Genomic DNA, 25,637 nt, shown 5'->3' with positions numbered 1-25,637 from the left:
CGGCGCGCGACCCGGGCTTGCCACGGCCCCCACGGCATGGCGCGTCCCAGCACGCGGACACCTTGCCGGACGGCCCCGGCGCGCCCTGCGCGACGCGCCGGGGCCGGGGTCGGCGATGTCCGGATGCGAAACACCGGCGCAGCAAAGACTGTGTAACTTCCGGCCATGACCGAACCGCCTGCGGTGCTGTCCGCGCTCGCCGGCCTCCACGTCCTCGCGGTCCCCCGCGGCACCGACCTCGCGCCGCTGGCCCGCGCCTGGTTCCCCGTCGCGCACTGGACGCGCGAGCCGGCGTCCGCGGAGGCTGCCCCGGCGTCGCGGCCGATGTCGGGTGCCCGGTTCCGCGGCATCGCCGTCGCCCCCGTCAGCACCGCGGGCGTGCTGAGCCTCGACGGGGCCGTCGACGTCGTCGGCCCCTACCCCCTCGACGCGACCGACGCCCGCGCCCTGACGCTCCCCGCGCAGGACAGCGACCTGTACGGGCTGCCCGCGACGCCCGTGCCGGGCGCGACGCTGGCACCCGGCCTCGTCACCGGCTGGGCCACGGCCGTGGCGCGTCGCACCGGCGGCGGGATCGTGCCCGCCGCGCGGGACCGGGCCGTCGTCCCCGATCCCCTGTCCGCGGTCGACCTCACGCTGTGGTCGTCCGTCCCCCTGCGCGCGGCCGACGCCCTGCCGCTGGTCCGCCCCGCGCTGTCGGGCAGCCGGCTGAGCCCCGTCGAGCACGACGGCGCCCACGGCGTCGGGTTCTCGCTGGCCGCGACGTACGAGTACGACGGCACGGTCGTCGTGAGCTGCACGCGCTCCACCGAGGTGCCCGTCGTGCTGTCGACCCTCGACTGGCGCGAGCACGGTCCGTGGGCCTACCGCGTGGCGTGGCGCCCGCACGACCCGCTGGAGCTGGAGATGTCGCACCCGTCCCAGCTGCACGTGATCGCGCGGCAGCGGGTCACGCCGAGCATCTCGCGCGTCGTCGCGACGCTGTGGCGCACGGCCGGCGGCACGGTCGTCGACGCGGGCGGGTTCGTCGTCTCGCAGGAGGAGATCGACGCCCGCGCGCGGGTGCGCGGCTGACGGCAGGCGGGCGGCCCGGCCGCCTCAGCCGAACGGCTCCGACCCCGTCGGCACCAGGTCGACCTCGACGCGTGGTGTCGCGCCGCCGCCCTCGGTGAAGATGACGCCCCGCAGCGGGGGCACGTCGTGGTAGTCGCGGCCCCAGCCGAGCACGACGTAGCGGTCGTCGACGAGCTGGTCGTTGGTGGGGTCGGCGTCGAGCCAGCCGTGCCCGGGCAGCCACACCGAGACCCAGGCGTGCGACGCGTCGGCGCCGCGCAGCTTGGGGCGGCCAGGCCGCGGGCGCGTCTCGATGTACCCCGAGGCGTACCGCGCGGGCACGCCGTGCAGCCGGAGCGCGGCGATCATCAGGTGCGCGAAGTCCTGGCAGACGCCCGCGCCCTGCGCGAGCAGCTGCGCCTGCGTCGTGTGGACGGTCGTGGACCCGGACCGGTACGTCAGCTCGACGCGGATGCGGTGGACCAGGTCCACGACGACGTCCGCCAGGGGGCGGTCGTCGGCGAACGACGGCGCGGCCCAGTCGCGGACCTCGTCGACGAACGTCACGTGCGTGGACGGCAGCACGGCCTCGCGCAGCCCGACGACCCCGGCCGCGTCCGTGTGCAGCACCCCGAGGTCGCCCGCGGTGACGGCCCGCGCCACGGCGCGCCACCCGACGTCGGGCAGCTGCTCGCGCGGCGGGACCGTGCGGCTGACCTCGAGCGTCGAGCGGGCGGTGACGACGAGCCGGGTGTGCGGCCTGGTCACGCCGAAGTAGGTGGTGGTGTTGCCGAACCAGTCGACGTGCTGCCCGCTGTCGGCGGGCGGCGGGTCGATGGTCACGGAGCTGGTGAGCAGGCGCTGGTCGGGCAGGTCCCGCGGGGTCAGCGTGGTCCGGCCGTAGGAGTCGGTGACCGCTTGCGCGTACTCGTACGTCGTGCGGTGCACCAGGTCGTACGTGCGCGCGCTCACTCGGCGCCCCCCTCGGTCGGGCGGCCGTAGGTCGACCCCCACAGGTCCGCGAGCGCGCGGCTGGGTGCCGGGCGGACGAAGTGCACGCGCTCGATCTCGTCCGACGCCTCCCGCAGCCGCCACAGCATCGACTCGAGCGTGTCGGCGAGCCGCACGCGGCGCCCGTCCTCGGAGATCTCGTTGCCGACGGCGACCGTGTCGAGCTCCGCGACCAGGTCGGCGACGCCGTGCAGCAGGTGGTCGCGCTGCGCGGCAGACCGCGGCGCGGGCACCGCCTCCAGGTCCGCGAGCAGGCGGTCGAGGGCGAAGGCGAGCGAGCGCGGGTTGGTGCGGTCGTGCACCAGCAGGTCCAGGACGCTGGCGACGCTCGCGCCCGACTGGTGGCGTCGGCGGTACGTGATCGCGGACTCCGTCGAGAGCAGCACCGACTCCAGCACCAGGTCCTCGACGTCGCCGGGCCGGCGCTCGACGAGCGTCGCCGCGAGCATCGCGACGAGCCGCTGGGCGCGCTCGATGCGGCGGCCCGCGTCGAGCAGGTGCCAGCCGACGTCCCGGGTCAGCCCCTCGGCGGCGATGCCGGAGATCGCGAGCAGGCTCTCCAGGACGCGGTCGAGCGTGGGGCGCAGCCCTGCCGTGACGGAGGCCGGGGGGACGTCCCCCACGTCCAGCCCCTCACCAGGCTGCTGGCGCGAGCGCACCCGCGAGCGCTCGGCCCGCAGCGTGCGCTCGATGCGGGCGAGCGGCCCGAAGGTGTCGGTCGAGAGCTGGTCGCGCACGGTCGCGGCGGACGCACCGAGCCGCTTGACGGCCCGCGCGACGGACCCGGGCGTGCGCTGGTCGAGCAGCAGGTCACGCAGCGCGGGCACGCGCGGGCCGACGTGCTCGGCCAGCGGGTCCGTCGCGACGACCTCGCCGCCGTCGGGGAGCGCCGCGGGCGTCAGCGCCTGCAGCAGCACCGCGAGCGCCTGGCCGCCCGCGCTGTCCGGCACACGGTGGAAGTCGTCCCAGCGGTCCGTGACGGCGCGCAGCACGCGCACGCCGTCCTCGGCACGCTCGGCGTACCGGCCCATCCAGTAGAGGTTCTCGGCGGCGCGCGGCGAGACGCCGTAGCCGGCCGTGCGGCCCACCCCGACGACGGCGTCCTCCCGCAGCGCGACGGCCGGCACCGGGGGCTGCGACGCCAGCACCCACACGTCCTTGGCCAGTGCGCCCGCGGACGACGACGACACGACGTGGTCGTCGGCGACCCGTGCCAGACCGCCCGCCATGACGGTGTAGGTCCCGGCGTGCGCGACGGCGTACGTGCGCATGACCGCGGCGCGCGGTCCGAGGTCGTCGGCCCCGAGATCCGACGCGCCGGGTCGGACGGCGCCGACGCCGGCGTCCGCGGCGGGCTCGAGGGTCGGCCCGACGGGCTCCTGCCCGACCCACGCCCACGGCTCGGCGGTGATGCGCGCCGCGAGCTCGTCACGCTCCGCGGCGGACAGCGTCCAGCCCAGCACCGTCGTGGTCCGCGGCCCGTGCACGGTGGGCTTGATGACGAGCCGGTCGATCCGGGACAGCACGTGGCGCAGCGCGCGCTCCTCGCCGCACCACCAGGTGGGCGCGGACGCGAGCGTGAGGTCCTGGTCGAGCACGGCGCGCGCGATCCGCGGCAGGTAGCCGAGCAGGGCGGGGTTCTCCAGCACGGACGCACCCAGCGGGTTGACGACGCTGACCGCGCCGTTCCGCACGGCGTGCACGAGGCCCGGGACCCCCAGGCGGGAGCCCGCGCGCAGGTCCAGCGGGTCGCACCAGTCGCCGTCGACGCGGCGCAGGACGACGTCGACGGGTTCGAGGCCGTCGATGCCCTGCAGGTACAGGCGCCCGGCGCGCACGAGCAGGTCGCTGCCCTCGACGAGCGGCAGGCCGAGCATCGACGCGAGGTACGCCTGGTCGAACGCGGTCTCGCTGGCGGGCCCGGGCGACAGCAGCACCGCGCGGGGCTCGTCGCCCGCGGTCGGGGGCGCGACCTCGTGCAGGGCCTTGCGCAGCGCGTGGAAGAACGGCCCGAGCCGCGCGATGGACGCCTGCCGGTACACGGGCGCGAGGACCTGCGCGGTGACGCGCCGGTCCTCCATCGCGTACCCCGCTCCCGACGGCGCCTGCGTGCGGTCCGCGACGACGCACCAGTCGCCCGCCGCGTCGCGCACCAGGTCGGTGGCGGTGAGCACGAGCTCACGGCCACCCGGCAGCCGCAGCCCGTCGACGGCCCGCAGGAACCCCGGGTGGGACAGCACGGCCGTCGGGGGCAGCACCCGGTCGTCGAGGAGCAGGCGCGCGCCGTACAGGTCGTGCAGGACCGCGTCGAGCACCTCGGCGCGCTGCACGAGCGCCGCGTCCAGGCGGGCCCACTCGGGCTCGTCGACGACCACGGGCAGCGGGTCGAGGCGCCACTGGTGGTCCCGCTCGGTGAGGTCGGCGCCGTAGGTGACGCCGTGCTCGGCGAGCAGCTGCTCGGCCTGGCGGGCGGCGCGCACGAGGTCCGCGTCGGTCGGCGCGGCCCCCGACGGGAGCCACGTCCAGTCGGGCCGGTGCGCGATCGTCGCCCCGTCGCCGAGCAGGCGCGGCGACGAGAGCAGGTCGGTCACCCCGGCAGTCTGACTCATCGGCGCGCTCGTCGCGGCGCGGGGGCGCGGCGCGCCCCGAACCGCTCGCCGCGGCGCGAGGTGCCGGTGACGTGCGACGTCACCCCCACCCGCCACCCCGGCGCCACGTTCGATCAGCCGGTCGTGAGCACCAGCGGCTCGTACCCACCGAGCGCCGGGACTACCGTCAGGGTGACGTCGGAGGGGTCCTGCACGACGAACGCGAGGTCGAAGTTCACGACGCCGGCGGTCGTGAGCGTGAGGCTCGGGCCTGTCAGGTCGATCTGGGTGCCCGGGTCGACGATCTGCGCCGCCGCCTGGCCGCCGGACTCGACGGTCGCGCTGAGCGTGTGCGCGATGTACTCCTCGCGCGTGCCGTTGGTGATCGTCAGCCGGATGCGCACGGGCACGCCCTCGACACTGCGGTCCCACTCCGCCTGGGCCGTCGGCGTGAAGCGCGCGGGCTGCTTGACCTGCACGAACAGGCCGTCGGCGTACTCGAAGGGGGTGCCGAACGTCAGCTCGGCGCCCGCGTGGGTCGCGGCCGCGTCGGGGGTCCCGGACTCGGCGTTCGCCGTGGCGGCGCAGCCCGAGGCGACGAGGAGCGCGGCGGCGGCGAGGGCGACCGCCGCGGTGGCGCGCGTCCGCAGGCGGCGGGCGGCGGCACCGGTGGGAGCGGGGGTGGGAGTGGTCACGCGTGACTCCTGGGTCCTTGCCCCGGCGCGGCCCCGACGCGCGGGCACCCGCACCGCCTCGCCGCGACGTGCGGCGTGACCACGACCCGGTGCGGCGGTGCGGGGAGGCGACGGTCGTGACCGTGCGGCTCCCCGTGGGCGATCGCCAAGCTAGCAGGGGCTCACCCGGCAGCCGGGGACGCGTAGCAGTCTCGAAACAAGGGCTCTGACCTGCGACGACGTACCGTCCCACGCTCGACCGACCGGCCGGTCGCTGGGCCGGTCGGGCGACCTCGAGGGAGGGACTCGTTACACGCTGTTGACACGCTGTCCACCATGCGGGACGGGACGTCCCGCGCCCGCGCTCAGGGGCGCTGGACGATCATCGGCCCGTAGCCGTACAGCGCCGGCGTGATCTCGAGCCGCAGGTCCAGCGGGTCGACGGGGGCGAACGCCATGTTGAACTGGATGGTCGACCCCGCCGGGACGCTGACGTCGGGCCCGGTCAGACCGACGCCCTGGTCGGGGTCCCAGACCGCGGGGGCCTCCTGACCGGCGGCCGTCGCGTACACCTGCAGGGTGTTGGGACGGAACGGCTCCGTCGTGCGGTTGGTGAGGACCACCTGCACCTTGGTCGGCACACCGCTCTCGACCCCGGTGGCGTTGCTGCTGGGCTCGTAGCCCTGCGGCAGGTTGATCGCGACCTCGAGCCCGTCCCCGTACGTGTACTCCTGGCCGAAGTCGACGATCGAGCCCGGCTGCTCCCGGATCTCGCCGGTGGCCTGCTCGACCGCGCTCGACCGCGCCTCTGCCACGGGGGTGGTCGGCACGATGATGCGGAACGCGACGACGGCCGCGACGACCGCGACGACCGCGAGCAGTGCCGCCGCGATCGTGACGGCCCGGCTGCGGCGCTCCGGCTCCTCCGCAGGGAGGACGACGGCCTCCGACGAGCGCAGGCCGGTCGCGACGCCGAAGCCCGTGCGGACTCCGGAGCGCGGGGTGGGGACGGAGTCGATCGTGTGCGCGGGCGCGCTGCGGGCGTCGGATCGTTCGGTGGTCACACGCTCTCCCTGAGCTCGGCGGACCGGCGGGCTGGTCCGGTCGCGCCGGCGCCCACCGTGACGGGCCCCGTCGTCGGGCATGGCACAGCCAGGGCTGATGCGGCGACGGAGGGGGTCGGGGCGCTCCGTCTCGCGTCCCCGACTGCCGAAAAGTAGCGTGGCGCCGTTCGAAAGCAGGTGCCTAAACGGTTACAAAACGGGCTTTCACATCAGGCTCTCACCAGGTGAGCGCGGGCTGTGACCTGCGGTCCGCGGCGTGGCGTGCGGCGCGGTGGCGCGGTCGGCGGCGAGGGTGTGGCGGTGGCGCAGGACGAGGACGTGGCCGTCGAGCCGGACGCGTGGCAGGCGCACGCCCACGGGCACGGCGGCACCCCGCTGCCCGTGGCGTCGGTGCACCGCGCCCGGGTGCTGCTGGCGTGGGTGCTCGTGCCCGTCGCCCTGCTCACCGGGCTCGGCGCGTGGCTGCTGTGGCCCGACCCCGACGCCCACCCCCCGCAGTTCGCGACCGACGGACCCGGGGTCTCCTACGTGCGCGGCGACGTCGTCGAGGTGCGTCCCGACTCGACCGCGACGGATCAGGCCGTCGTCCGCCTCGCGGACGGTGAGCAGGTCGACCTGAACGTGCCGCCGGAGTACGTCCCGGAGCTGGCCGTGGGCGACACCGTGCGGGCGGCCCGCATGGCGGTCGCGGCGATCGCGTTCGACCCGGCCGCCGACCCCGAGGCGATGACCACGCAGTACGTCTTCGTCGACTTCGTGCGCGGGCCGCCGATGGCGCTGCTCGCGGCCGCGTTCGCGCTGCTCGTCGTGCTCGTCGCCCGGTGGCGGGGGCTCGCGGCGCTCGTCGGCATGGCGGTGGGGCTGTCCGTCGTCGCCGGGTTCACCCTGCCGGCGCTGCTGCAGGGCCGACCCGCCATCCCCGTCGCGCTGGTCACCGGCGTCGCGGTCATGTTCGCGGTCCTCTACCTGGCGCACGGGGTGTCGGTGCGCACGTCCACCGCGCTCGCCGGGACGCTCGTGGGGCTCGTCGCGACCGCCGGCATCGCCGCCTGGGCGGGCGGCTCGGCGCACCTGACGGGTCTGTCGGGGGAGTACGCGCTCGACCTCATGTCCGTCGCGCCCGAGGTGCGGCTGCGCGCCGTCCTGGTCTGCGGCATGGTCCTGGCCGGGCTCGGCGTGCTCAACGACGTGACCATCACGCAGGCGTCCGCGGTGTGGGAGCTGCACGCCGCGAACCCCGGGCGGTCGTGGCGCTCGCTGTACTCCCAGGGCATGCGGATCGGCCGCGACCACATCGCGTCGACCGTCTACACGATCGTCTTCGCGTACGTCGGCGCGGCCCTGCCGCTCGTGCTGCTGGTCAGCCTGTCCGACCGCGACCTGTTGGGCCTGCTGACCAGCGGGGAGATCGCCGAGGAGGTCGTCCGCACCCTCGTCGGGTCCGTCGGCCTGGTCCTGGCGATCCCCGTGACCACCGCGCTGGCCGCGACGTTCGTGCGGCTCAGCGCTGCCCCGTCCGCGGAGCTCGCCGGCCCCCGCGTCGGGCGTCAGCCGGCGGTGACGACCAGCGGGTCGTAGCCGAGGAGGGCGGGGACAAGGCTCAGCGTGACGTCGTCCACGTCCGCCACGACGAACGCGAGGTCGAACGCAGCGACGCCCGAGCGGTCCAGCGGGTGCGCCGGGCCGGTGAGGTCGATGCGCGAACCCGGGTCGATGATCTGCACGGCCTCCTGGCCGTCGGACGTCACGGTCACGCCCAGGGTGTCCGGGGTGAACTCCTCGTCGGTGCCGTTGATGATGCTGATGCGGACCTTGACGGTGTCGCCCTCGACCCCGTCGAGGCCCTCGGCCTGCAGCGTCGGCGTGAACTCCACCGGCTTCTTGACCTCCACGATCAGGCCGTCGGCGTAGGTGAACGACTGGCCGAAGCCGGTCTGCCCACCCTCGTAGACGACGCTGTCGGGCGTCGCGTTGTTGTCGGCACTGGCGGCGGACGTGCAGCCGGCGGCGAGCAGCACACCAGCGGCGGCAGCGGCGACGACGGCGAACGTGCGACGGCGGGTGGGGGATGAGCTGGTCACGCGGGGCTCCTCGGATCGGTGCCCAGCCGCAGCCAGGGCCGACACGCGAACCCGCGCACCGGGCGACACGCGATGCGTGACGCGACTACGACCCGGCGCGGCGGTGCGGGGGGCGCGACGCCTGATGCGTCGGCTCCCCCAGGGCCGTCGTCAACGTAGCACCGGTCACCCGTGCCCCCTTATGCCCGGTTGTCGACCGAGCGTGCCGGCCCTGACCTGCGACGACGCGATCGCGTCACACTCGTGTGGCCCATCATCGTGGGCCACGCGAGTGACGGTCCGAAAGTCCCGCCGTCACATGATCTTCACAGGAACGTCCGAATGGTGGGACGAATCTTCCCGGCGTTCACCTTGCTGCCCGGCGACGCCCGCCCGCCCGGACGTGGGCACGAGCGAGATCGCGCCGACGACCGCGCGACCGTCACGGCCGATCTCGGTGAGCAGCTGCTCCCCGGCCGCCGCCATCGTCCGCAGCTCGTCCGCCGAGCGCTCGAGCACCGCGCAGCGGTTCCCGGTCCAGCGCGCCACCCGGTCGGCGAGGTCGGCCAGGTCCCGGCGCCAGTCCTCGTCGTCCTCGTCGAGAGCGGACGGTCGGACGACGAGGAGGCGGACGTCCCCGCGCGCGTCGCCCGCGCCCCCCGCGGCCGCACCGTGGACGACGACGGCATCGGGCTCGTGGTTCCAGCCGTCGACGTGCGTCGCGATGCGCTCCCACAGCCGGTCACGCAGGGACGCCAGCGCCTCGACCGCGCCGGCGGCCACGTGCTCGCGGTTGAGCGAGAACAGCGACGCCGACCCGGCCGGCACGCGGGTCGCCAGGCCCGCGTCGGCGAGGTCGTGGAGGATGCGGGCCACCCGCGGCTGGGAGACGCGAGGGTGCGTGAGCCCGGCGATCGCGCGTCCCGTCAACGGCGTCGTCGCAGATGCCAGCACGGCGAGCACCGGGCCGTGCGCCGACGGCACGACGTCCGCCAGGGGGTTCACCAGGTCCATCGCTCTCCCGTGATCGCTGGATGACTCACGTGAGAACTATAGTGCTTAGAGGCAGGAGTTCCCCGCTCCTACGCCTCCAGGTAGCGCTCGGCGACGTCGGCGGGCGCGTGCACCAGCCAGGCGTTCTCGAGCGCGTCGCGCAGGTCGGTCTCGTCCGCGCTCTCCAGGTGCAGCAGCACGGCGGCGTAGCCGTCGAAGTGCGGGATCGTGAACAGGTACCCCGGATGCGCCTGCAGCAGGGCCTCCTTGTCCTCGAGTCCGTCCGTCGCGAGCGCCAGGATCGGACCCGACGGCACGGGGGCCCCGGCGTAGCGCCTGATGTCGGCCTTGCTGAACGCCCGCTCCCAGGCGAACGTCTTGCCGGCCACCGCCCACGCGCGGCGCTCGCGCCGTTCGACGTCGGTGACGTCGGGGAGCGAGGTGACGAGCCGCTGGACGTCCTCGAGATCCGCCATCTGGGCAGCGTATCCAGGTCGACCTGCCGCAGGGCAGGCACGGCGGGAGGACGGCGTCAGGCGGTCGCCCGCTCGATCAGCTCGATCAGCTGTGTCACGTCGGGGTCCCCGTCGAGGGCTGCCGGCAGGGACTCGGCCTCGGCGCGCAGGTCGGCGTCGCTGATGATCTCGGACCACGGCCCGCCGAGCAGGCGATCGGTCAGCAGCGCGACGACGAGGTCCTGACGCAGCCGAGGCGACGCCTCGCGGGGCGACGTGGCGCTGGCGGAACCGGCCAGGGTCTCGGAGCGCTCGACCGGCTCGCCCGCGTCGTCGAGGTAGCGCACCGTCGCCGTGACGAACGGCTCCCGCGACGTTCCCTCGCGCGACGCCCCCTCGCGCAGGGCGACCTCGTAGAGGGCGGTGGTGGCGTGGCCCGCGAAGACCTCCCCACCGTCGATGGCGTCGTTGCGGAAGTCCCCGTCGGCGACGGCGCGGTTCTCGTAGCCCAGGAGCCGGTAGCCGGAGACCTGGGTGGGGTCGAACTCGACCTGGGCCTTCGCGTCCGTCGCGGCCACGACGAGCGAGCCGGTGAGTCCCGTCGCGAACACCCGCTCGGCCTCGGCGGCGGTGTCGATGTAGACGTGCCACCCGTCGCCCTGGTCGGCCAGCTGCTCGAGCAGGTGGTCGTTGTACGTCGTGATGCCGACGCCGACCGAGATGAGGTTGATGCCGGCCTTCGCCTGCGTGCTGATGCGCGACAGGATCCCGTCGGGGTCCGTCTCGCCGACGTTCGCCACCCCGTCGCTGATGAGGACGACCCGGGTCATCCGGCCCTCCGTGCCCATCGACAGCGCCACGTCGTAGCCGAGCGCGAGACCGGCTGCGGCGTTCGTGGACTCCTGGGGCGCGAGCTCGTCGACGGCCGCGAGGATCCCGTCACGCTCCGAGGCCGGCGTCGGCTCGAGGACCACCCGCGCCTCGGTGGAGTAGCAGACCATGGCGACCCGGTCCGTGGGCCGCAGCGCGGTGACCAGCGTGCGGAGAGCCGCCTTGGTCGTCTCCATCTTCCCGGCCTCGCCCATCGACCCCGAGCAGTCGACGACGAGGACGAGGTCGGCGTCGTCGCGGGAGACGCTGGAGGACGGCGCACTGCTGATGCCCACGCGGACCAGCCGGTGCTCGGGCCGGAAGGGCAGCGCCGTGGCGTCGATGCTGACGCCGAGGCCGTCCTCCGGGCTCGCGTAGTCCTGGTCGAAGTAGTTGACGAACTCCTCGGTGCGGACCTCGCTCGGGTCGATCGACATCCCCTGGGACATCGCGTCGCGGAACCGGGTGTACGAGCCGGTGTCGATGTCGAGCGCGAACGTCGACAGCGCGTCCTGGGTGGGGTCGGTCATCTCGAACTCGGCCGTGGGCTCCGTGGGCGCAGGGTCCGGGTACGGCGGCACGGCCTCGTCGAGGCCGGGGTCGGAGGCGCCGACGGCGTCCGAGTAGCCGTCACCCGCGCTGCAGCCTGTCAGGGCGAGCGCGGCAACGAGCGCGGCTCCGGCGAGACCCGTCATCCTGCGCTGGCTGATCCTCATCGGGGCCCCATCTCGGTCGTCGTGGCGTGGGGCCGACGCTAGGGGCCAGGCGGGTCGTGCATGGCGGGAGTTGCCGGGTCGTGACCGGACCGATGGGCTTCCGTATCCGGGGAGGCCGCAGTGTGGCCGGTCTGTGACCTGGGGTTACGCCGTTCGAGATCGACGAGCCCCGGCGGGCGGGCTGCTGGACCGGCGTCGAACCGGACTCGTGAGCGACGTCGGCGACGCATGACCGGACCGACGGGGCGCCTTCGCCTGCCATGCCGCGCGGCCGTCGCCCACCGGGCCGATGACGCACTCCGTGTGGGGACGGGCGATGATCGACCCCATGACCACGCACACCCTCCAGGGTCGCTACGAGCTGCGGGAGCTGATCGCCCGCGGCGGGATGGCCCAGGTCTGGGAGGCGTACGACGCGGTGCTGAAGCGGTCCGTCGCCGTCAAGACCGTCGACCTCGCGGGCTCGAACGACTCCACCCTGGGGCCTCGGCTCCAGCGCGAGGCCGTCACCCTGGCCACCCTCGCGCACCCCGACATCGTCACCGTGTTCGACGCCGGGCTCGAGGGGGAGACCGCCTACGTCGTGATGGAGCTCCTCGAGGGACGCGACCTCGCGGCCGTCATCAGCGACGGCCGCGTCCCGGTCGAGGAGGCCGCACGGATCGGTGCGCGCGTCGCCGGGGCGCTCGCCGCCGCCCACGAGGCGGGGCTCGTCCACCGCGACGTCAAGCCGGGCAACGTCCTCGTGCACGGCGCGCAGGTGACCGTGGTCGACTTCGGCATCGCCGCTGCCACGCATGCCGCCGAGACGTCGATGACGACGCCGGGCACCATCCTGGGGACCGCCACCTACATCTCGCCCGAGCAGGCGTCGGGTCGGCGAGCGACTCCCGCCAGCGACATGTACTCGTTCGGCTGCCTGCTCATGGCGTTGGTGACCGGCACGCCGCCGTTCGCGGGGGAGGCGCCTCTGGCGCTGCTCAACCAGCACGTGTCGGCCGAGCCTGCCCGCCTGGCGGACCGCGTGCCCGACGTCCCGGGACGTCTGGACGACCTCGTGCACGGGCTGCTGGACAAGGACCCGGCGCAGCGCCCGTCGGCGCGCGAGACTCAGCAGGTGCTCACCGAGCTCGCCGGGGCGCCAGCGGTCGCCGCCGTGGCCGTGCCGCCGGACGAGGCCCGGACCCAGGTGCTGCCGGCCGGTGCCGCCGGAGCGGGCCCCGCGGCGTCCGCGGCGACGGCCGACGCGGCTGTCGCCAGCTCCTCCGTCCTTCCCGCGACGAGCGTCATGCCGACGACGAGCGTCATGCCCGCGACGAGCGTCATGCCGACGCCGGTCGACGGCGCGACCCCGGCGGGTCGTCCCGGGGATCACGCACCCTCCGGCGCGGTCCGTCCACCGGCCGGCGCCCCCCGCAGCCTGCCGCCGCGCCGGCCGCCTGGGGTCACGCCTCCGGTGGCGGGGCGTCGGCGCCGTCCCGCTCTGATCGCGGCGGGGGTGGCGGTCGTCCTGCTGGCCGTCCTCGCCTTCGCGCTCGGCTCCAACCCGCCCGGGGGCGGCACCACACCTGCCGCGCCGGCAGCCGAGGGCGAGCCCGCTGCCGATGCGCCCGCGGACGGCGGCGTCGCCGAAGCTCCCGCCGAGGAGCTGCCGGCCGAGGCGCCCGCCGGGGAGCCGCCCGCCGAGGCCCCCGCCGAGCCGCCGCCGACCCAGGACTTCCCGACGCTCCTGTCCGGGATGAACCTCGAGGAGTCGACCCGGTCCGACCTCCTGAAGAGGTACGAGGAGGCAGCCGCGTCCGCAGCCGGGGGCAAGCCGGGGAAGGGCGCCGAGAAGGCCGGTGAGAAGGTGGCTGAGCTGAGCCAGGTCGTCGCCGGGCTGGTCGCCGACGGCGAGATGGCAGCGTCCGACGGCCAGGCCCTGACGACGGCCCTGGTGACCAGCTTCGGAACTCTTCCGGAGAGCGGCGGCGGCAACGGGCGCGGCAACGACAAGAAGGACGACGACGACTGAGCGCTGACGCCCTCGGCTCGATCCTCGTCAGCCCGAGTCGTCCGGCACCCTCCGCCCGAGCCGTCCGCCGGGGGCCGGCGCGTCGGCGCGGGTCCACGTGCAAGGACGACCGAGGGGCGGCACTGGTCGTCCCGTCTCTCGTCTGCCGTGTCGCTGGGCGCTTGGCACTCTGGTGATCTGGTGATCTGGTGATCTGGTCGCCCGGCCGCGCCAGGTGAACGGCCCGACCGCGCCGGTCGCCGCGCAGGTCACGGCCTAAGAAGCGCGAGAGGGACCACGGCGACGTCGTCCTGGCGTTGAAAGGGCACGCTTGCCGGTGGTCAGGACGACCATGTCGCGTTCGCGCCGCCATGGCAACCGGCGCACCGGCTACCGCCATAGCGTTGGCCGCCGCATCACCGGGCGGTTCGTGAGCGTCGGGCTCAGACCACCGGCTTGGGGACGATCGTCTGCACGAGCAGGCGCATCCGGGCTTGCTCGGCAGGCCGGGGGGTGGCTCGCGTGGCTCCCATCGCCGGAGGTGCAGCGAACGACCGGTGCAGCAGGTGAGCGGCCTCCAGCGCGATCGGCCGGTCAGGCCAGTCGGCAGCCGTCAACCCTGCTTTGTAGGTAACTTCCAGCAGCCGCCAGACGTCCAGTGCGTCCCGGTCCGTGAATCGCCCGGCGTACGCGAACGCCTTCAGGATCAGGGCGCCTCGCGGGTCCGAGAGTGCCACCGTCATGGGCAGCTCGGTGCCGTCGGTCAGGTGCGCGACCATCTTCACCTCGACTGCCGGCAGGAGGAACGCCTGAAGCAGCCCGGGGATCAGGTCGACCGACAGACTCCCGATCTCGTGGTTGGCTTCGAGGTCCCGCCCGGGTGCGGGTGCGAGCACGTCGATGACGAGCTCGCGGTCGCCGTCCTGGCGCACGAACCGGTTCCCACCCTCGCGCTTGTATTGACGGTCCTCCAGAGCGATCAGGAGGCGTTCATCGGCGCACACATCTCTGGGCACGCCCATGTCGGCGTCGGCTGTCTCCCGCGCAGGCACCACGTCCTCCACGCCGTAGTGGTGGGCCAGCAGGGTGATGGAGATGCCGCCCACGAGCCGATACCGGAAGTCGAGGTCGGTGGCGATGGCGGCGACGTCGGCCGCCGCCAACCAGGCTGCGTCGGTCGCCGCCGAGGGGGACAGCATCTGCAGCGTGCTCATCGGAGCTTGCCCTCGAGCAGAGCGCTGAGCAGCACGTCGGCAGCGTCATGGTGACCCTGGTGGACCAGGTCGACCCACACCCTCCACGGTGCAAGGACCGGCGACGCGTGGGTGCCCACCTGGCGCGCGGAAGCCAGCAGGTAGGGGTCGTCCGCGACGGCCACGGTGAGAGTGGCATCCCGGGGGCTGACCGGGGTGGCGGCAGCGGCGGTCATGTCCACCGCAGACCGCGTCCACATCCACAGCGTCTGGGGTCGCGCCCAGGGCGCCAACCAGTCCGCTGCCACCTGACCGGACACGGCGTGCTCGACGCCCGCCACGCGAAGGTGCTGGTGAACACTGACGACCGCCAGGTTCGTGGGTACCAGCGTCATCCAGCTGGTGGAGACCCGCGGGTCACGCGGGTACTCATCGACCAGCCACTGGGCCAGGGCGAAGCGGTCGACCTCGGAGGCGTCCGGGCCCTTCGTCGCCACAGGGTGAAGCTCGCGGAGGATCTGGCTGACCCGGGGTTGGCTGATGCCGAACTTGTCGGCCAGCTCGCGCTGCCTGACGGGTCGGGCGTCGGCGGCCAGGACCTCGAAGGCCACCGCGTAGGTCCCCCACGGGATGCGACCACGCCGGCGAGGCTGCCGCTCCGGGTCAGGGTCGGCGCGCAGCCGCAGGGTCGCCCCGTCGGGGCTGACGAGCATCCCTTCGATCGGCTCACCCGCTCTCTTCGGGGCGCGTAGCACGGACACCCCGTGCTCGGCGGCCTTCTCCAAGAGGGTCTCGGTGGCCGCCGGGACGAACAGCAGGAGCCGGGACTGAGCGCTCCGGGGCCGGTGACGGCTGTGGATCTGGGCGAGCGTGGTCGGGGCCATCGGCGAGCCGAACACCTTGACGTCGTAGGCGACTGCCTCGGGCCAGCCGGGCACTCGCAGCAGCACGTCGACTGCAGGGTCTCGTGGGGTCTCCAGGGTGACGCCATGGGTGAGCGCCAACTGGGCCCACACCTCATCGATAAGCACGATCTGCCGTCCTCTGATCTTGCTGATGGGCCCGCGGAGGTCCATGGTGGTCACTCCCACGAGATATAAGCAATACTAGCCTGTGGCAGTTTTTGCTTATCCGCCCTGGGGTGCCACTCCACATCTCCACGACCTCAGCCTCACGTCCACCTCGGGAGCGGGCCAGCCCGAGTGCCCGGGAAGCATCCGCGGGCCCAGGTGTGGCGGAGAGCCCGCAGAGCAGCATCTGGGATCCCGGCACGGTGGGCGTAGGTCGAGGGGCCGCATGACCTCCGGAGCCGAGACCTCAAGCCCCAGCAGCCGGAGTCAGCCTGGAGCGGGTGACGAGAATCGAACTCGCGCTATCAGCTTGGGAAGCTGAAGTTCTGCCACTGAACTACACCCGCGCGGCGCCCGGGAGCGCTGCAGCGACGATCCTACCCGGAAGGCGGGGGGCTCCTCCAACCCGGTCGGCAGCACGGGCGGGTCGGCCTGGTCGGGGCCCCGCCGCGGTGGCAGGGTCGGGCGGGTGACCACGACGATGCGCCCGTTCCACCCCAGCGACCTGCCCGGCATGTACCGCGTGTGCCTGCTCACGGGCGCGGCCGGCCAGGACGCCACCGCCCTCTACCGCGACCCCGAGCTGCTCGGCCACGTGTACTGCGGGCCGTACCCGACGGCCGACCCGGACCTGAGCCTGGTCGTCGTCGACGCGCAGGGCGTCGCGGGGTACGTCGTCGCGACGGCCGACACGGCCGCGTTCCAGGCGTGGTGCGAGCGGGCCTGGTGGCCGGTGCTTCGCACCCGGTACGCCCGTACCGACGACCCGGGCGACGGCACGCAGGACCACGTGCTGCGGACGCGCCTGCACGAGCCGGACGTCGCGCCCGCGCCGTCGGACGCCCCGGCGCACCTGCACATCGACCTGCTGCCGCGCCTGCAGGGGCAGGGCTGGGGGCGTCGGCTGATCGCGGGCCTCGCGGACGCCCTGCGTGCGCGCGACGTGCCGGGGGTGCACCTGGGGGTCTCGGCGGCGAACGCGCGGGCGATCGCGTTCTACGAGCACCTGGGGTTCCGCCGCGAGACGACGTACGACTGGGGTCACCGGCTGGTGCTCGACCTGCGCCGAGACTCTTATTGATAGCGCCTCTCACTATCTGTTAGGTTCGCGGCGCCCCGCCACCGAACCGAGAGGATCAGGCGCGCCCGCGCCCCACCACGCCATGACGACTGCCCTGCCCACCCACGCCCGCCGCGCGACGGCGGCCCTCGCTCTCGCGCTGACGACCGCCCTGCTGGCCGCCTGCGCCGGCACCCCGGGCGACGCCACGTCCGCGGACCCCACCCCCGAGGCCACCACCGCGGCACCCGTCGAGCGCGCCACCGCGACGCCCCGCCTGACCGTGACGCACGAGGGCGGCGTCCTCGTGCTCGACGCCACCTCGCTCGAGGTCGTCGCCGACCTGCCCGCCGCGGGCTACCTGCGCGTCAACCCCGCGGGCGACGGCCGCCACGTCATGGTCTCCACGAGCGAGGGCTTCCAGCTGCTCGACTCCGGCACGTGGGGCGAGCCCCATGGCGACCACGCCCACCACTACACCGCCGACCCGCAGCTCACCGACATCACCTTCCCGGCCACCAAGCCCGGCCACGTCGTCGTCCACGACGGCCGCACCGCGCTGTTCGCCGACGGCACGGGCGACGTCACGGTCCTCGACGCCGCGCACGTCGGCGACGGCCCGTCGGACGACGCCCGCACGTACACGACCCCGTCGGCGCACCACGGCGTCGCGGTCGAGCTCCACGACGGCACGCTCGTCGTCTCCGAGGGCACGCAGGACGCCCGCACCGGCGTCCGTGCGCTCGACGCCGACGACACCGAGATCGCCGCGACCGACGCCTGCCCCGGCGTGCACGGCGAGTCCGTCGCGGCCGACGACGTCGTCGCGATCGGCTGCGAGGACGGCGTCGTGCTCTACCGTGAGGGCGCGTTCACCAAGGTGCAGAGCCCCGACGCGTACGGCCGCATCGGCAACCAGGCGGGCAGCGAGGCGTCGGCGATCGTCCTCGGCGACTACAAGTCCGACCCGGACGCCGAGCTCGAGCGCCCCACGCGCATCTCGCTCGTCGACACCCGCACCGCGACCCTGCGGCTCGTCGACCTGCCCGCGTCGTACACGTTCCGCTCGCTGGCCCGCGGCGACGACGGCGAGGCACTGGTGCTCGGCACCGACGGCGCCCTGCACGTCATCGACGCCGAGTCCGGCACCCTCGTCCGCTCGATGCCCGTCGTCGCCGCGTGGGAGGAGCCCGCGGACTGGCAGGTCGCCCGCCCGGGCGTGAAGGTCCACGCGGGCACCGCCTACGTCACCGACCCCGCCGCCCGCGCGATCCACGCGGTCGACATCCAGACCGGCGAGGTCTACCGCTCCGTCACCCTCGACGTCGTCCCCGACGAGGTCGCCATCGCCACGGGCGAGGGCGACACCCACGCCCACTGACACGGCGGCACCCGCCGGACGCGGTGCTGGATCGCCCTCTCACCACAGCAGGGGCAGGCCACCGCCTCCCCCTCACCCGTGAGAGAGCAATCCAGCCCCCCACCCCCACCCCCACATGGCCGTGAGAGAGCAATCCAGCGACGCCCGACGAGTGCTGGATTGCTCTCTCACCACCATCGGGGGGACGACTCCCACCCCTAGTGCTGGATTGCTCTCTCACCACCATCGGAGGACGCCGCCCACCCCTGGTGCTGGATTGCTCTCTCACCACCATCGGGGGACGCCGCCCACCCCCTGATGGTGAGAGAGCAATCCAGCACCCAGCACGCCGGGCGGGAGGGCGGCCCCGCGGAACGAGACAGGGCAGGATCACCCCGTGAGTCCGATCGAGCCCGCGTCGCCCGTGCCGACCGAAGCCGGAGCCAGCGAGCCGGAGCGCCCTCGCCGACGAGGGCTGCCCCGAGTCCGTACCGACGTCGGCAGCGGCACCTCGCGGCGGTCCGGAGGTCCGACGCGTCTCGTGCTCGCCGCGGTCGTCGTCGTGGCGTCGGTCGCAGCGGCGCTCGGCATGGTCCTGACGTGGCCCACCGGCGACGGCCCCGACACCGGGCTGGTCGACGTGGGCGTCGAGTACGTCGCGGGGCAGGTCGTGGAGTCCGGGATGGAGTCCTGCGAGGGGACCATCGAGGACGTCCTGCCGGACGGCACCGTCCCGCAGGACGTCGACTGCCTCCAGGTCACCGTCCGCACGTCGACGGGGCGCGAGGTCCAGGTCTTCGCGACGGGCGGCACCGAGGCGTCCGACGTCCCGCCCGGCACGCGCGTGCTGGTGCAGCACTACCCGGCCGCCGGCGGCGACCCGGAGGTCTGGGCCTGGCACGACGTCGACCGGACCTTGCCGCTGGGCACGTTCGCCCTCGCGTTCGCGCTGGTCACGACCCTCGTCGCCGGGCTGCGAGGCCTGCGCGCCATCATCGGCCTCGGGTTGGCGTTCGCGGTCCTGGGCGCGTACGTCCTGCCTGCGCTGGTCGCCGGGCAGGACGGGCTGACCGTCGCGCTGGCCGGGTCGACCGTGATCGTCGTCGTCGTGCTGTACCTCGCGCACGGGATCTCGCTGCGCACCACGACCGCGCTCGTCGGGACCCTGCTGGGGCTCGCGATGGTCACGGGGCTCGGTCTGCTGGGTGCGCATGCCGCGCGGCTGCAGCCTGTGACGTCGGAGGACACGTTCGCGCTCGCGCGGGCGCTCGGCGCGGACGGCGTCGGCGTGCTGCGCGGCGTGTTCCTGTGCGGGGTGGTGCTCGCGGGCATCGGCGTGCTCAACGACGTGACGATCACGCAGGCGTCGGCCGTGTGGGAGCTGCGCGCCGCGGACCCGTCGGCGTCGTGGCGGACGCTCACCACGCGCGGTATGCGCATCGGGCGCGACCACATCGCGTCGACCGTCTACACGATCGCGTTCGCCTACGCGGGGGCGTCGCTGCCGCTCCTCCTGCTGCTCGAGCTGTACGAGCAGCCGCTGCTCATCACCCTCACCGGCGGCGCGTTCGCCGAGGAGATCGTGCGCACGCTCGCCGGGGCGACGGGGTTGGTGCTCGCGATCCCGCTCACGACGGTGGTCGCGGCGATCGCTGCCGTCGGCGTGCCACCGGACCACTCACGGTCCGGTCACTCGCACTGAGCGGACTGGATTGCTCTCTCGCGCCCATGTGGGTGGGGCTGGATTGCTCTCTCGCGCCCATGTGGGTGGGCTGGATTGCTCTCTCGCGCCCATGTGGGTGGGGTGGTGTGGTCCCTGTGCGGGTCAGACCGTGACGCCCAGCCGGAACGTGCCCGACCGCTCCTCGCCGGGCTCCAGCACGAAGACGCCCGTGCCGGGGACGCCAGCGTCGTGCAGCGCGAACCCGTCGTTGACGTTGGTGGCCGGCTCGACCGCGAAGTAGCAGCGGCGGCGCGGCGCGTACAGGACGAGGTGGCGGTACACCGGGTCGACGGTGAGGTCGACGGCGACGCCCTCCTCGGGGTACTCGACGTGCACGGGCGCGCCCGGCGCGAGGCTCGTCAGGACGTCGTCGACGAACCCGGTGCCCAGCGGCCGCTGCGCCCGGAAGTCCGCGCGCGGCGGCACCGGCCCGGCGGGCCCGTCCGGCAGCGCACCCGTCAGCCGGTACCCGGCGGCCGCGTCGACCTGCAGCAGGGGGCCCGCGGTCGGCGGGTACTCGCGCGCGGGCGCGCCGACGGGCAGCAGCGCGCGGCTCAGGTAGGGGTGGTGGCCGAAGCCCGCGGGGAACGGCTCGACGTCGGTGTTGCGCACCGACGTCGTGACGACCAGGTCGTCGCCGTCGACCGCGTACCGGACCGTCGCGCCGAACTGCCACGGGAAGTTGATGCCGATCTGCTCGGCCGTGTCGACGGCGAGCGTCACGCCCGTGCCCGACTGCTCGACGACGTCCCAGTGCGCGTACCGCACCGCACCGTGGATCGCCGTGCCGTCCGCGGCGTTGCGCTGCAGCTGCCAGCGCCGCCCCGCGAACGGCAGCACGCCGTCCCGGATGCGGTTGGACCACGGCACCATCGGGAAGCTCGCGCACTTCTCCGGGTCGCCCGACCCGGTGCGCCGCGTCGGGCGCAGCAGGTCGCGCCACACGCCGTCGGACGTGCGGATGCGGCCGGCGCCGAGCGCCGCGCCGGTGCCCGGCAGCACGTCGACCTCCCAGCGGTCGTTGCGCAGCGTGACGGCGCTCGGGGGCGCCGCCACGGCCGGGGTGACCGGGGCGGGCGCGAGCTCGGTGATCGGCGCGGTGATCGTCATCGGCGGCAGCCCCCTGCTGTCGGCACCGGGTGCGCGAGGGCCCCGGTCAGAGCGTGACCTCCACGCGGACGGTGCTCCCGGCCGGCGCGTACGGCACGTGGTTGCCCTCGACGGGGGTCCCGTCGACGACCAGCGCACCGCGCGAGCCCCGCGCACCCGAGTTGGTGACGGTGATCTCGTACGTCGCGCCACGGGCGACGCGCGTGACCGTGAACGACGGCACCTCGGGACCGATCTGCGGGTCCACGACCAGGCCGTCGTAGTCGGGCCGGACGCCCAGCAGGTACTGCGAGACGGCGACGAAGTTCCACGCCGCCGTGCCCGTGAGCCACGAGTTCTTGGCCTCACCGGCGCGCGGCGCCTGCTTGCCCGCGATCATCTGCGCGTACACGTACGGCTCGAGCTTGTGGACGTCGCTGATCTCCTCGCGGTACGCCGGGGTGATCCGCTTGTAGTAGTCGAACGCCTTGTCGCCGCGGCCGACCACCGTCTCGGCGATGATCACCCACGGGTTGTTGTGGCAGAAGATGCCACCGTTCTCCTTGTACCCCGGCGGGTACGTCGAGACCTCGCCGAGCTCCACCTGGTAGGTGGTGTACGCCGGGTACTGCAGCACCAGGCCGTGGGGCGTGCCGAGCATCTCGTCGACCGCGTCGAGCGCCTGGATGGCAGGTGCCTCGACGTCGTCGTGACCGTCGCCGACACCGATGCCCGCCATGACGGCGAAGCCCTGCGGCTCGATCCAGATCTTGCCCTCGGGCTTGGCGTCGGTGCCGACGGGGTTGCCGTAGAAGTCGTACGCGCGCAGGAACCAGCGGCCGTCCCACGCGTGCTCGAGCACGGCCTCGCGGACCTCGCCCACGACCTTGCGCGCCTGCGACGCGACCTCCGTGAGGCCGCGGCGCTCCGCGAGCTCGGCGTACTGCTCGCCGTAGAGCACGAACTGGGCGGCGATGAAGACCGACTCCGCGTGCCCGCCGGCCTGGTTCTCGGTGGTCTGGAAGGACTCGCCCGGTGTCGTCGAGAAGCAGTTGAGGTTGAGGCAGTCGTTCCAGTCGGCCCGGCCGATGAGCGGCAGGCCGTGCGGGCCGCGGTGGTGGACCGTGAAGTCGAACGAGCGCGTCAGGTGCTCGAACAGCGGCACCTCGGACCCGGGCTCGTTGTCGAACGGCACGGGCGCGTCGAGGATCGAGAAGTCGCCGGTCTCCTTGATGTACCCCGCGACGCCGGCGATGAGCCACAGCGGGTCGTCGTTGAAGCCGGAGCCGATGTCGTTGTTCCCGCGCTTGGTGAGCGGCTGGTACTGGTGGTACGCCGACCCGTCGTCGAACTGCGTCGACGCGATGTCGATGATCCGCTCGCGTGCCCGCTCGGGGACCAGGTGGACGAAGCCCAGCAGGTCCTGGTTCGAGTCGCGGAAGCCCATGCCGCGTCCGATGCCCGTCTCGAAGTACGACGCCGAGCGCGACATGTTGAACGTGACCATGCACTGGTACTGGTTCCAGATGTTGACCATCCGGTCGAGCTTCTCGTCGCCCGAACGCACGGAGTACGTCGACAGCAGGTCGGTCCAGTAGCTCTGCAGCGCCTCGACCGCGGCGTCGGCCTGCTCGGCCGTCGCGAACCGGCCCAGCAGCGCGTGCGCCTTCTCCTTGTTGACCACCTGGTGCGCGTCGTCGGCCCACTTGGCGTCCTGCGCGTTCTCCAGGTAGCCCAGGACGTAGACGAGGTCGCGCGTCTCGCCCGGGGCGAGGGTCACGTGCACCGAGTGCGAGCCGATCGGGTACCAGCCCGACGCCACCGAGCCCGTCGAGGCACCCGCGCGCGGCACGGCCGCCTCACCGAGCGAGTTGTACGCGCCGACGAACGTGTCGCGGTCCGTGTCGAAGCCGTCCGCGCGGGTGTTCACGCCGAACACGGCGTAGTGGTCGCGCCGCTCGCGGTACTCGGTCTTGTGGTAGATCGCCGACCCGTGGGGGCTGTCCTGCTCGACCTCGACCTCGCCGATGGAGAGGTTGCGCTGGTAGTTCGTCTGGTCGTCCTGCGCGTTCCACAGGCAGAACTCGACGAACGAGAAGAGCGTCACCGTCTTCTCGACGTCGGAGGTGTTCGTCACCGCGACGCGCTGCACCTCGGCGTCCTCGCCCAGCGGCACGAAGAACGTCGTCGCGACCCGCAGGCCGCCGCGCTCCCCCGTGATGCGGGAGTAGCCCAGGCCGTGGCGCGCCTCGAAGTGGTCGAGGTCCGCCTTGACCGGCAGCCACGACGGGGTCCACACGTCGCCGCCGTCGTTGACGTACAGGTAGCGGCCGCCGGTGTCGGCGGGGACGTTGTTGTACCGGTACCGCGTCAGACGCCGCATCTTGGCGTCGCGGTAGAAGGAGTACCCGCCGGCCTGGTGGGACAGCAGCGAGAAGAACTGCTCCGACCCGAGGTAGTTGATCCACGGGTAGGGGGTGTGGGGCGTCGTGACGACGTACTCGCGCGCCTCGTCGTCGAAGTGGCCGAACCGCATCGCATGCCTCTCGTGCCTCGTTGCACGGTCCGTCTCCCGGGCGTCACCGGTGGGGTGCACGCCAGGCGTCAGCGACCCTGCTCAGGTACCTGGTCGTCCTACGGAACTACATCGCGGGACGTCCCGCGCGCGCTCGCCGTCGAAGCGCGTCGCCTGCTCTGGGCGAGAGCGCTCCCACAGGCGAAGCGGGCACAGCATATCCCGAAGGCTCGCCCGCCGGAACGACCCGTGACCTTTCACCGCTGCACCCGTCACCGCTGCCCGACGAGGCAGCCGGTGTGCACCCGGTCGTGTGAGGAACGTGTGCGGGCGCTCCACGATGTCGACGGGCGCCCCGCGCTTCCCACTACGGTGGGCGCGTGCTGCTCTCCGACCGCGACATCCGTGCCGAGCTCGAGTCGGGCAGGGTCGGTCTCGACCCCTACGAGCCCACGATGGTCCAGCCGTCGAGCATCGACGTGCGCCTCGACCGGTACTTCCGGCTGTTCGACAACCACAAGTACCCGTTCATCGACCCGGCCGCCGAGCAGCCCGACCTCACGCGCCTCGTCGAGGTCGAGAGCGGGGAGTCGTTCGTGCTGCACCCCGGGGAGTTCGTCCTGGGTGCGACGTACGAGCAGGTAACCCTGCCCGACGACGTCGCCGCGCGCCTCGAGGGCAAGTCCTCCCTCGGCCGCCTGGGGCTGCTCACGCACTCGACCGCCGGGTTCGTCGACCCCGGGTTCAGCGGGCACGTCACGCTCGAGCTGTCGAACGTCGCGACCCTGCCGATCCTGCTGTGGCCCGGCATGAAGATCGGGCAGCTCTGCTTCTTCCGCCTCACGTCGCCCACCGAGAACCCGTACGGCTCGAGCGCGTACGGCTCGCGCTACCAGGGGCAGCGCGGGCCGACGGCGTCGCGCTCCTGGCAGGGGTTCCACCGGACGGAGCTGTGATGGCGGCGCTCTCCCTGCCTCCCCTGGCGCTCGGCGACCCGACGCTGGCCGACCGGCACCTGCTCGCGCTGCCCGCCGGCGTCGAGCCCGAGGAGATCGAGGTCCTCGCCGCCAGCCGGTTCCGCAACGTGCGCTGGGAGGACCGCGCCGCGTCCGAGGCCCCGACGCGCACCGGCATGCTGCCCGCCGTGACCGCTGCGCTGGGGATCCGGTCCGTGCCGCGGGCGTCCGCCCGGCCGGCCCGCGCCCTGCGGCTCGCGCGCCTGTCGTCGCTCGCCGGGCCGTACGGCATCGTCGCGCACGACGCGATCGCGCTCGGCCTGCCCGCCTCGACCGTCATGGTCTGGGTCCTGCAGGCGCCACGCGAGCGCGGGGAGCGCCCCTGGCCGGGCGGCGACCGCGACGGCCTCAAGCGCGCGTTCCCCGACGGCCTGCCGATCCGCGAGGAGGAGCGGGTGCTGCAGTGGCTCGTCGCCGCTGCGCGCCGGCTCGGCGGCGCGGTGCGGACGCAGACCGGCGTCGTCCTGACCCCCGACCCGGACGCCGCCACCGACCTGACCGTGCTGACCGACCGCTGGCTCGAGCCGGCGGTCGTGCTGGCGGTCGTGCAGACCGTCCAGCCCAGGGCCTACCTCTCGGTCGCGACGCCCGGCTCGTGGGCGGGACCGACGGTCCTGGCCGGCCGCGGGTCGCACGGCGCTGTCGGCGGGGTGTCCGAGGTCGGCGGGTCAGGGCTGCGCGCGGCGCTCGAGGAGCACGGCGTCGCGGACCCCGACGACCGCCGCCGCCTCATGGCCGAGGCCGACGCGTACGACGAGCTCGTGCTGGCCGCGCCGCCGCCCGCCGAGGCGTTCGGCGTGCTCGTCGACCTGGGCATGGACGGCATGCTGGCCGTCGAGGTCGCGGCGTGCGAGCAGCTGCCGCCGCTCATGGAGGACCTGCCCTGGACGAAGGCCGGCGTCGTGGCCTACCGGGTGCGCTGGGAGCCGTTCGAGATCGAGCAGATCGAGCGCGAGAAGCCGTCGTTCGAGCACCGCGTCGCGCGCAGCCGGTCGGCGCCGCTCATCGCGACCCTCACCAAGGCGCTGCACGCCGTCGCCGGTGGTGAGGTGGCCGACGAGGCCGACTTCCTGGTGGACCCGACGGACCTGTGAGGCGGCGCTCGTCTGCCGGAGACGCCGGTGGCCCGAGACC

20 protein-coding genes and 1 tRNA gene are annotated in these 25,637 nt (G+C 73.8%); 8 read left to right on the top strand and 13 right to left on the bottom strand.

All coding sequences use genetic code 11. The features are described 5' to 3' along the window. Positions 1–165: 165 nt before the first annotated feature. On the top strand, positions 166–1,074 hold the full coding sequence (locus OKX07_RS00975) for a hypothetical protein (RefSeq protein WP_265629999.1): 909 nt from the start codon (positions 166–168) through the stop codon (positions 1,072–1,074). A gap of 24 nt (positions 1,075–1,098) precedes the next feature. On the opposite strand, the gene OKX07_RS00970 is transcribed toward OKX07_RS00975, so the two are convergent. The 4 genes from OKX07_RS00970 to OKX07_RS00955 form a co-directional block, all read right to left on the bottom strand. Then, positions 1,099–2,025, bottom strand: a complete 927-nt coding sequence (locus tag OKX07_RS00970) for a transglutaminase family protein (protein WP_265629998.1) — start codon at positions 2,023–2,025, stop codon at positions 1,099–1,101. Then, the gene (locus OKX07_RS00965) at positions 2,022–4,655 is read right to left on the bottom strand and encodes a circularly permuted type 2 ATP-grasp protein (protein ID WP_265629997.1); all 2,634 of its coding nucleotides are present in this window, start codon (positions 4,653–4,655) and stop codon (positions 2,022–2,024) included. The genes OKX07_RS00970 and OKX07_RS00965 overlap by 4 nt, the downstream gene beginning before the upstream one ends. 131 nt (positions 4,656–4,786) lie before the next feature. Continuing rightward, entirely contained in the window at positions 4,787–5,347 is a 561-nt protein-coding gene (locus OKX07_RS00960; RefSeq protein ID WP_265629996.1) for a hypothetical protein, read from the bottom strand. A 344-nt stretch (positions 5,348–5,691) separates the two neighbouring features. Next, positions 5,692–6,390, bottom strand: coding sequence for a hypothetical protein (locus OKX07_RS00955; RefSeq protein WP_265629995.1), 699 nt, complete (start codon positions 6,388–6,390; stop codon positions 5,692–5,694). 300 nt (positions 6,391–6,690) lie between these two features. Between OKX07_RS00955 and OKX07_RS00950 the strand changes: the two genes are divergently transcribed. Then, positions 6,691–7,968 (top strand): YibE/F family protein, encoded by a 1,278-nt coding sequence (locus OKX07_RS00950; RefSeq protein WP_265629994.1) that lies wholly within the window; start codon positions 6,691–6,693, stop codon positions 7,966–7,968. On the opposite strand, the gene OKX07_RS00945 is transcribed toward OKX07_RS00950, so the two are convergent. From OKX07_RS00945 to OKX07_RS00930, 4 genes are all read right to left on the bottom strand, one after another. Further along, the gene (locus tag OKX07_RS00945; RefSeq protein ID WP_265629993.1) at positions 7,938–8,471 is read right to left on the bottom strand and encodes a hypothetical protein; all 534 of its coding nucleotides are present in this window, start codon (positions 8,469–8,471) and stop codon (positions 7,938–7,940) included. The genes OKX07_RS00950 and OKX07_RS00945 overlap by 31 nt on opposite strands. A 294-nt stretch (positions 8,472–8,765) precedes the next feature. Next, entirely contained in the window at positions 8,766–9,464 is a 699-nt protein-coding gene (locus OKX07_RS00940; RefSeq protein ID WP_265629992.1) for a hypothetical protein, read from the bottom strand. Between the two features lie 68 nt (positions 9,465–9,532). Next, positions 9,533–9,919, bottom strand: coding sequence for a hypothetical protein (locus OKX07_RS00935; protein ID WP_265629991.1), 387 nt, complete (start codon positions 9,917–9,919; stop codon positions 9,533–9,535). Between the two features lie 56 nt (positions 9,920–9,975). Further along, positions 9,976–11,484: a vWA domain-containing protein gene (locus OKX07_RS00930; RefSeq protein WP_265629990.1), complete on the bottom strand. Its 1,509-nt coding sequence runs from the start codon at positions 11,482–11,484 to the stop codon at positions 9,976–9,978. A gap of 328 nt (positions 11,485–11,812) precedes the next feature. On the opposite strand from OKX07_RS00930, the gene OKX07_RS00925 reads away from it, so the two are divergent. Beyond that, the gene (locus OKX07_RS00925) at positions 11,813–13,498 is read left to right on the top strand and encodes a serine/threonine-protein kinase (protein ID WP_265629989.1); all 1,686 of its coding nucleotides are present in this window, start codon (positions 11,813–11,815) and stop codon (positions 13,496–13,498) included. A 422-nt stretch (positions 13,499–13,920) separates the two neighbouring features. On the opposite strand, the gene OKX07_RS00920 is transcribed toward OKX07_RS00925, so the two are convergent. From OKX07_RS00920 to OKX07_RS00910, 3 genes are all read right to left on the bottom strand, one after another. Further along, positions 13,921–14,691, bottom strand: a complete 771-nt coding sequence (locus OKX07_RS00920; RefSeq protein ID WP_265629988.1) for a hypothetical protein — start codon at positions 14,689–14,691, stop codon at positions 13,921–13,923. Further along, positions 14,688–15,755: a hypothetical protein gene (locus OKX07_RS00915; protein WP_265629987.1), complete on the bottom strand. Its 1,068-nt coding sequence runs from the start codon at positions 15,753–15,755 to the stop codon at positions 14,688–14,690. The genes OKX07_RS00920 and OKX07_RS00915 overlap by 4 nt, the downstream gene beginning before the upstream one ends. 258 nt (positions 15,756–16,013) lie before the next feature. Beyond that, positions 16,014–16,087 (bottom strand) — tRNA-Gly (locus OKX07_RS00910). A 122-nt stretch (positions 16,088–16,209) separates the two neighbouring features. Between OKX07_RS00910 and OKX07_RS00905 the strand changes: the two genes are divergently transcribed. The 3 genes from OKX07_RS00905 (at position 16,210) to OKX07_RS00895 (ending at position 19,862) form a co-directional block, all read left to right on the top strand. Next, the gene (locus OKX07_RS00905; RefSeq protein WP_265629986.1) at positions 16,210–16,821 is read left to right on the top strand and encodes a GNAT family N-acetyltransferase; all 612 of its coding nucleotides are present in this window, start codon (positions 16,210–16,212) and stop codon (positions 16,819–16,821) included. Between the two features lie 82 nt (positions 16,822–16,903). After that, entirely contained in the window at positions 16,904–18,181 is a 1,278-nt protein-coding gene (gene aztD, locus OKX07_RS00900) for a zinc metallochaperone AztD (protein WP_265629985.1), read from the top strand. 520 nt (positions 18,182–18,701) lie between these two features. Then, on the top strand, positions 18,702–19,862 hold the full coding sequence (locus OKX07_RS00895; RefSeq protein WP_265629984.1) for a YibE/F family protein: 1,161 nt from the start codon (positions 18,702–18,704) through the stop codon (positions 19,860–19,862). Positions 19,863–19,985: 123 nt separating this feature from the next. On the opposite strand, the gene OKX07_RS00890 is transcribed toward OKX07_RS00895, so the two are convergent. Together OKX07_RS00890 and OKX07_RS00885 are read right to left on the bottom strand one after the other, a co-directional pair. Beyond that, positions 19,986–20,993, bottom strand: coding sequence for an aldose epimerase (locus OKX07_RS00890; protein ID WP_265629983.1), 1,008 nt, complete (start codon positions 20,991–20,993; stop codon positions 19,986–19,988). A gap of 46 nt (positions 20,994–21,039) precedes the next feature. Continuing rightward, positions 21,040–23,508 carry a GH36-type glycosyl hydrolase domain-containing protein gene (locus tag OKX07_RS00885; protein ID WP_265629982.1) on the bottom strand — a complete coding sequence of 823 codons (2,469 nt, stop codon included), beginning with the start codon at positions 23,506–23,508 and terminating at the stop codon, positions 21,040–21,042. A gap of 359 nt (positions 23,509–23,867) precedes the next feature. On the opposite strand from OKX07_RS00885, the gene dcd reads away from it, so the two are divergent. Beyond that, positions 23,868–24,443, top strand: a complete 576-nt coding sequence (gene dcd / locus OKX07_RS00880; protein ID WP_265629981.1) for a dCTP deaminase — start codon at positions 23,868–23,870, stop codon at positions 24,441–24,443. Continuing rightward, positions 24,443–25,597, top strand: coding sequence for a hypothetical protein (locus tag OKX07_RS00875; protein ID WP_265629980.1), 1,155 nt, complete (start codon positions 24,443–24,445; stop codon positions 25,595–25,597). The genes dcd and OKX07_RS00875 overlap by 1 nt, the downstream gene beginning before the upstream one ends. The last annotated feature ends 40 nt before the right edge of the window (positions 25,598–25,637 follow it).

It is taken from the genome of Cellulomonas sp. S1-8, assembly GCF_026184235.1.
GTDB lineage: Bacteria > Actinomycetota > Actinomycetes > Actinomycetales > Cellulomonadaceae > Cellulomonas.
This window is presented reverse-complemented; position numbering and strand designations above follow the sequence as displayed.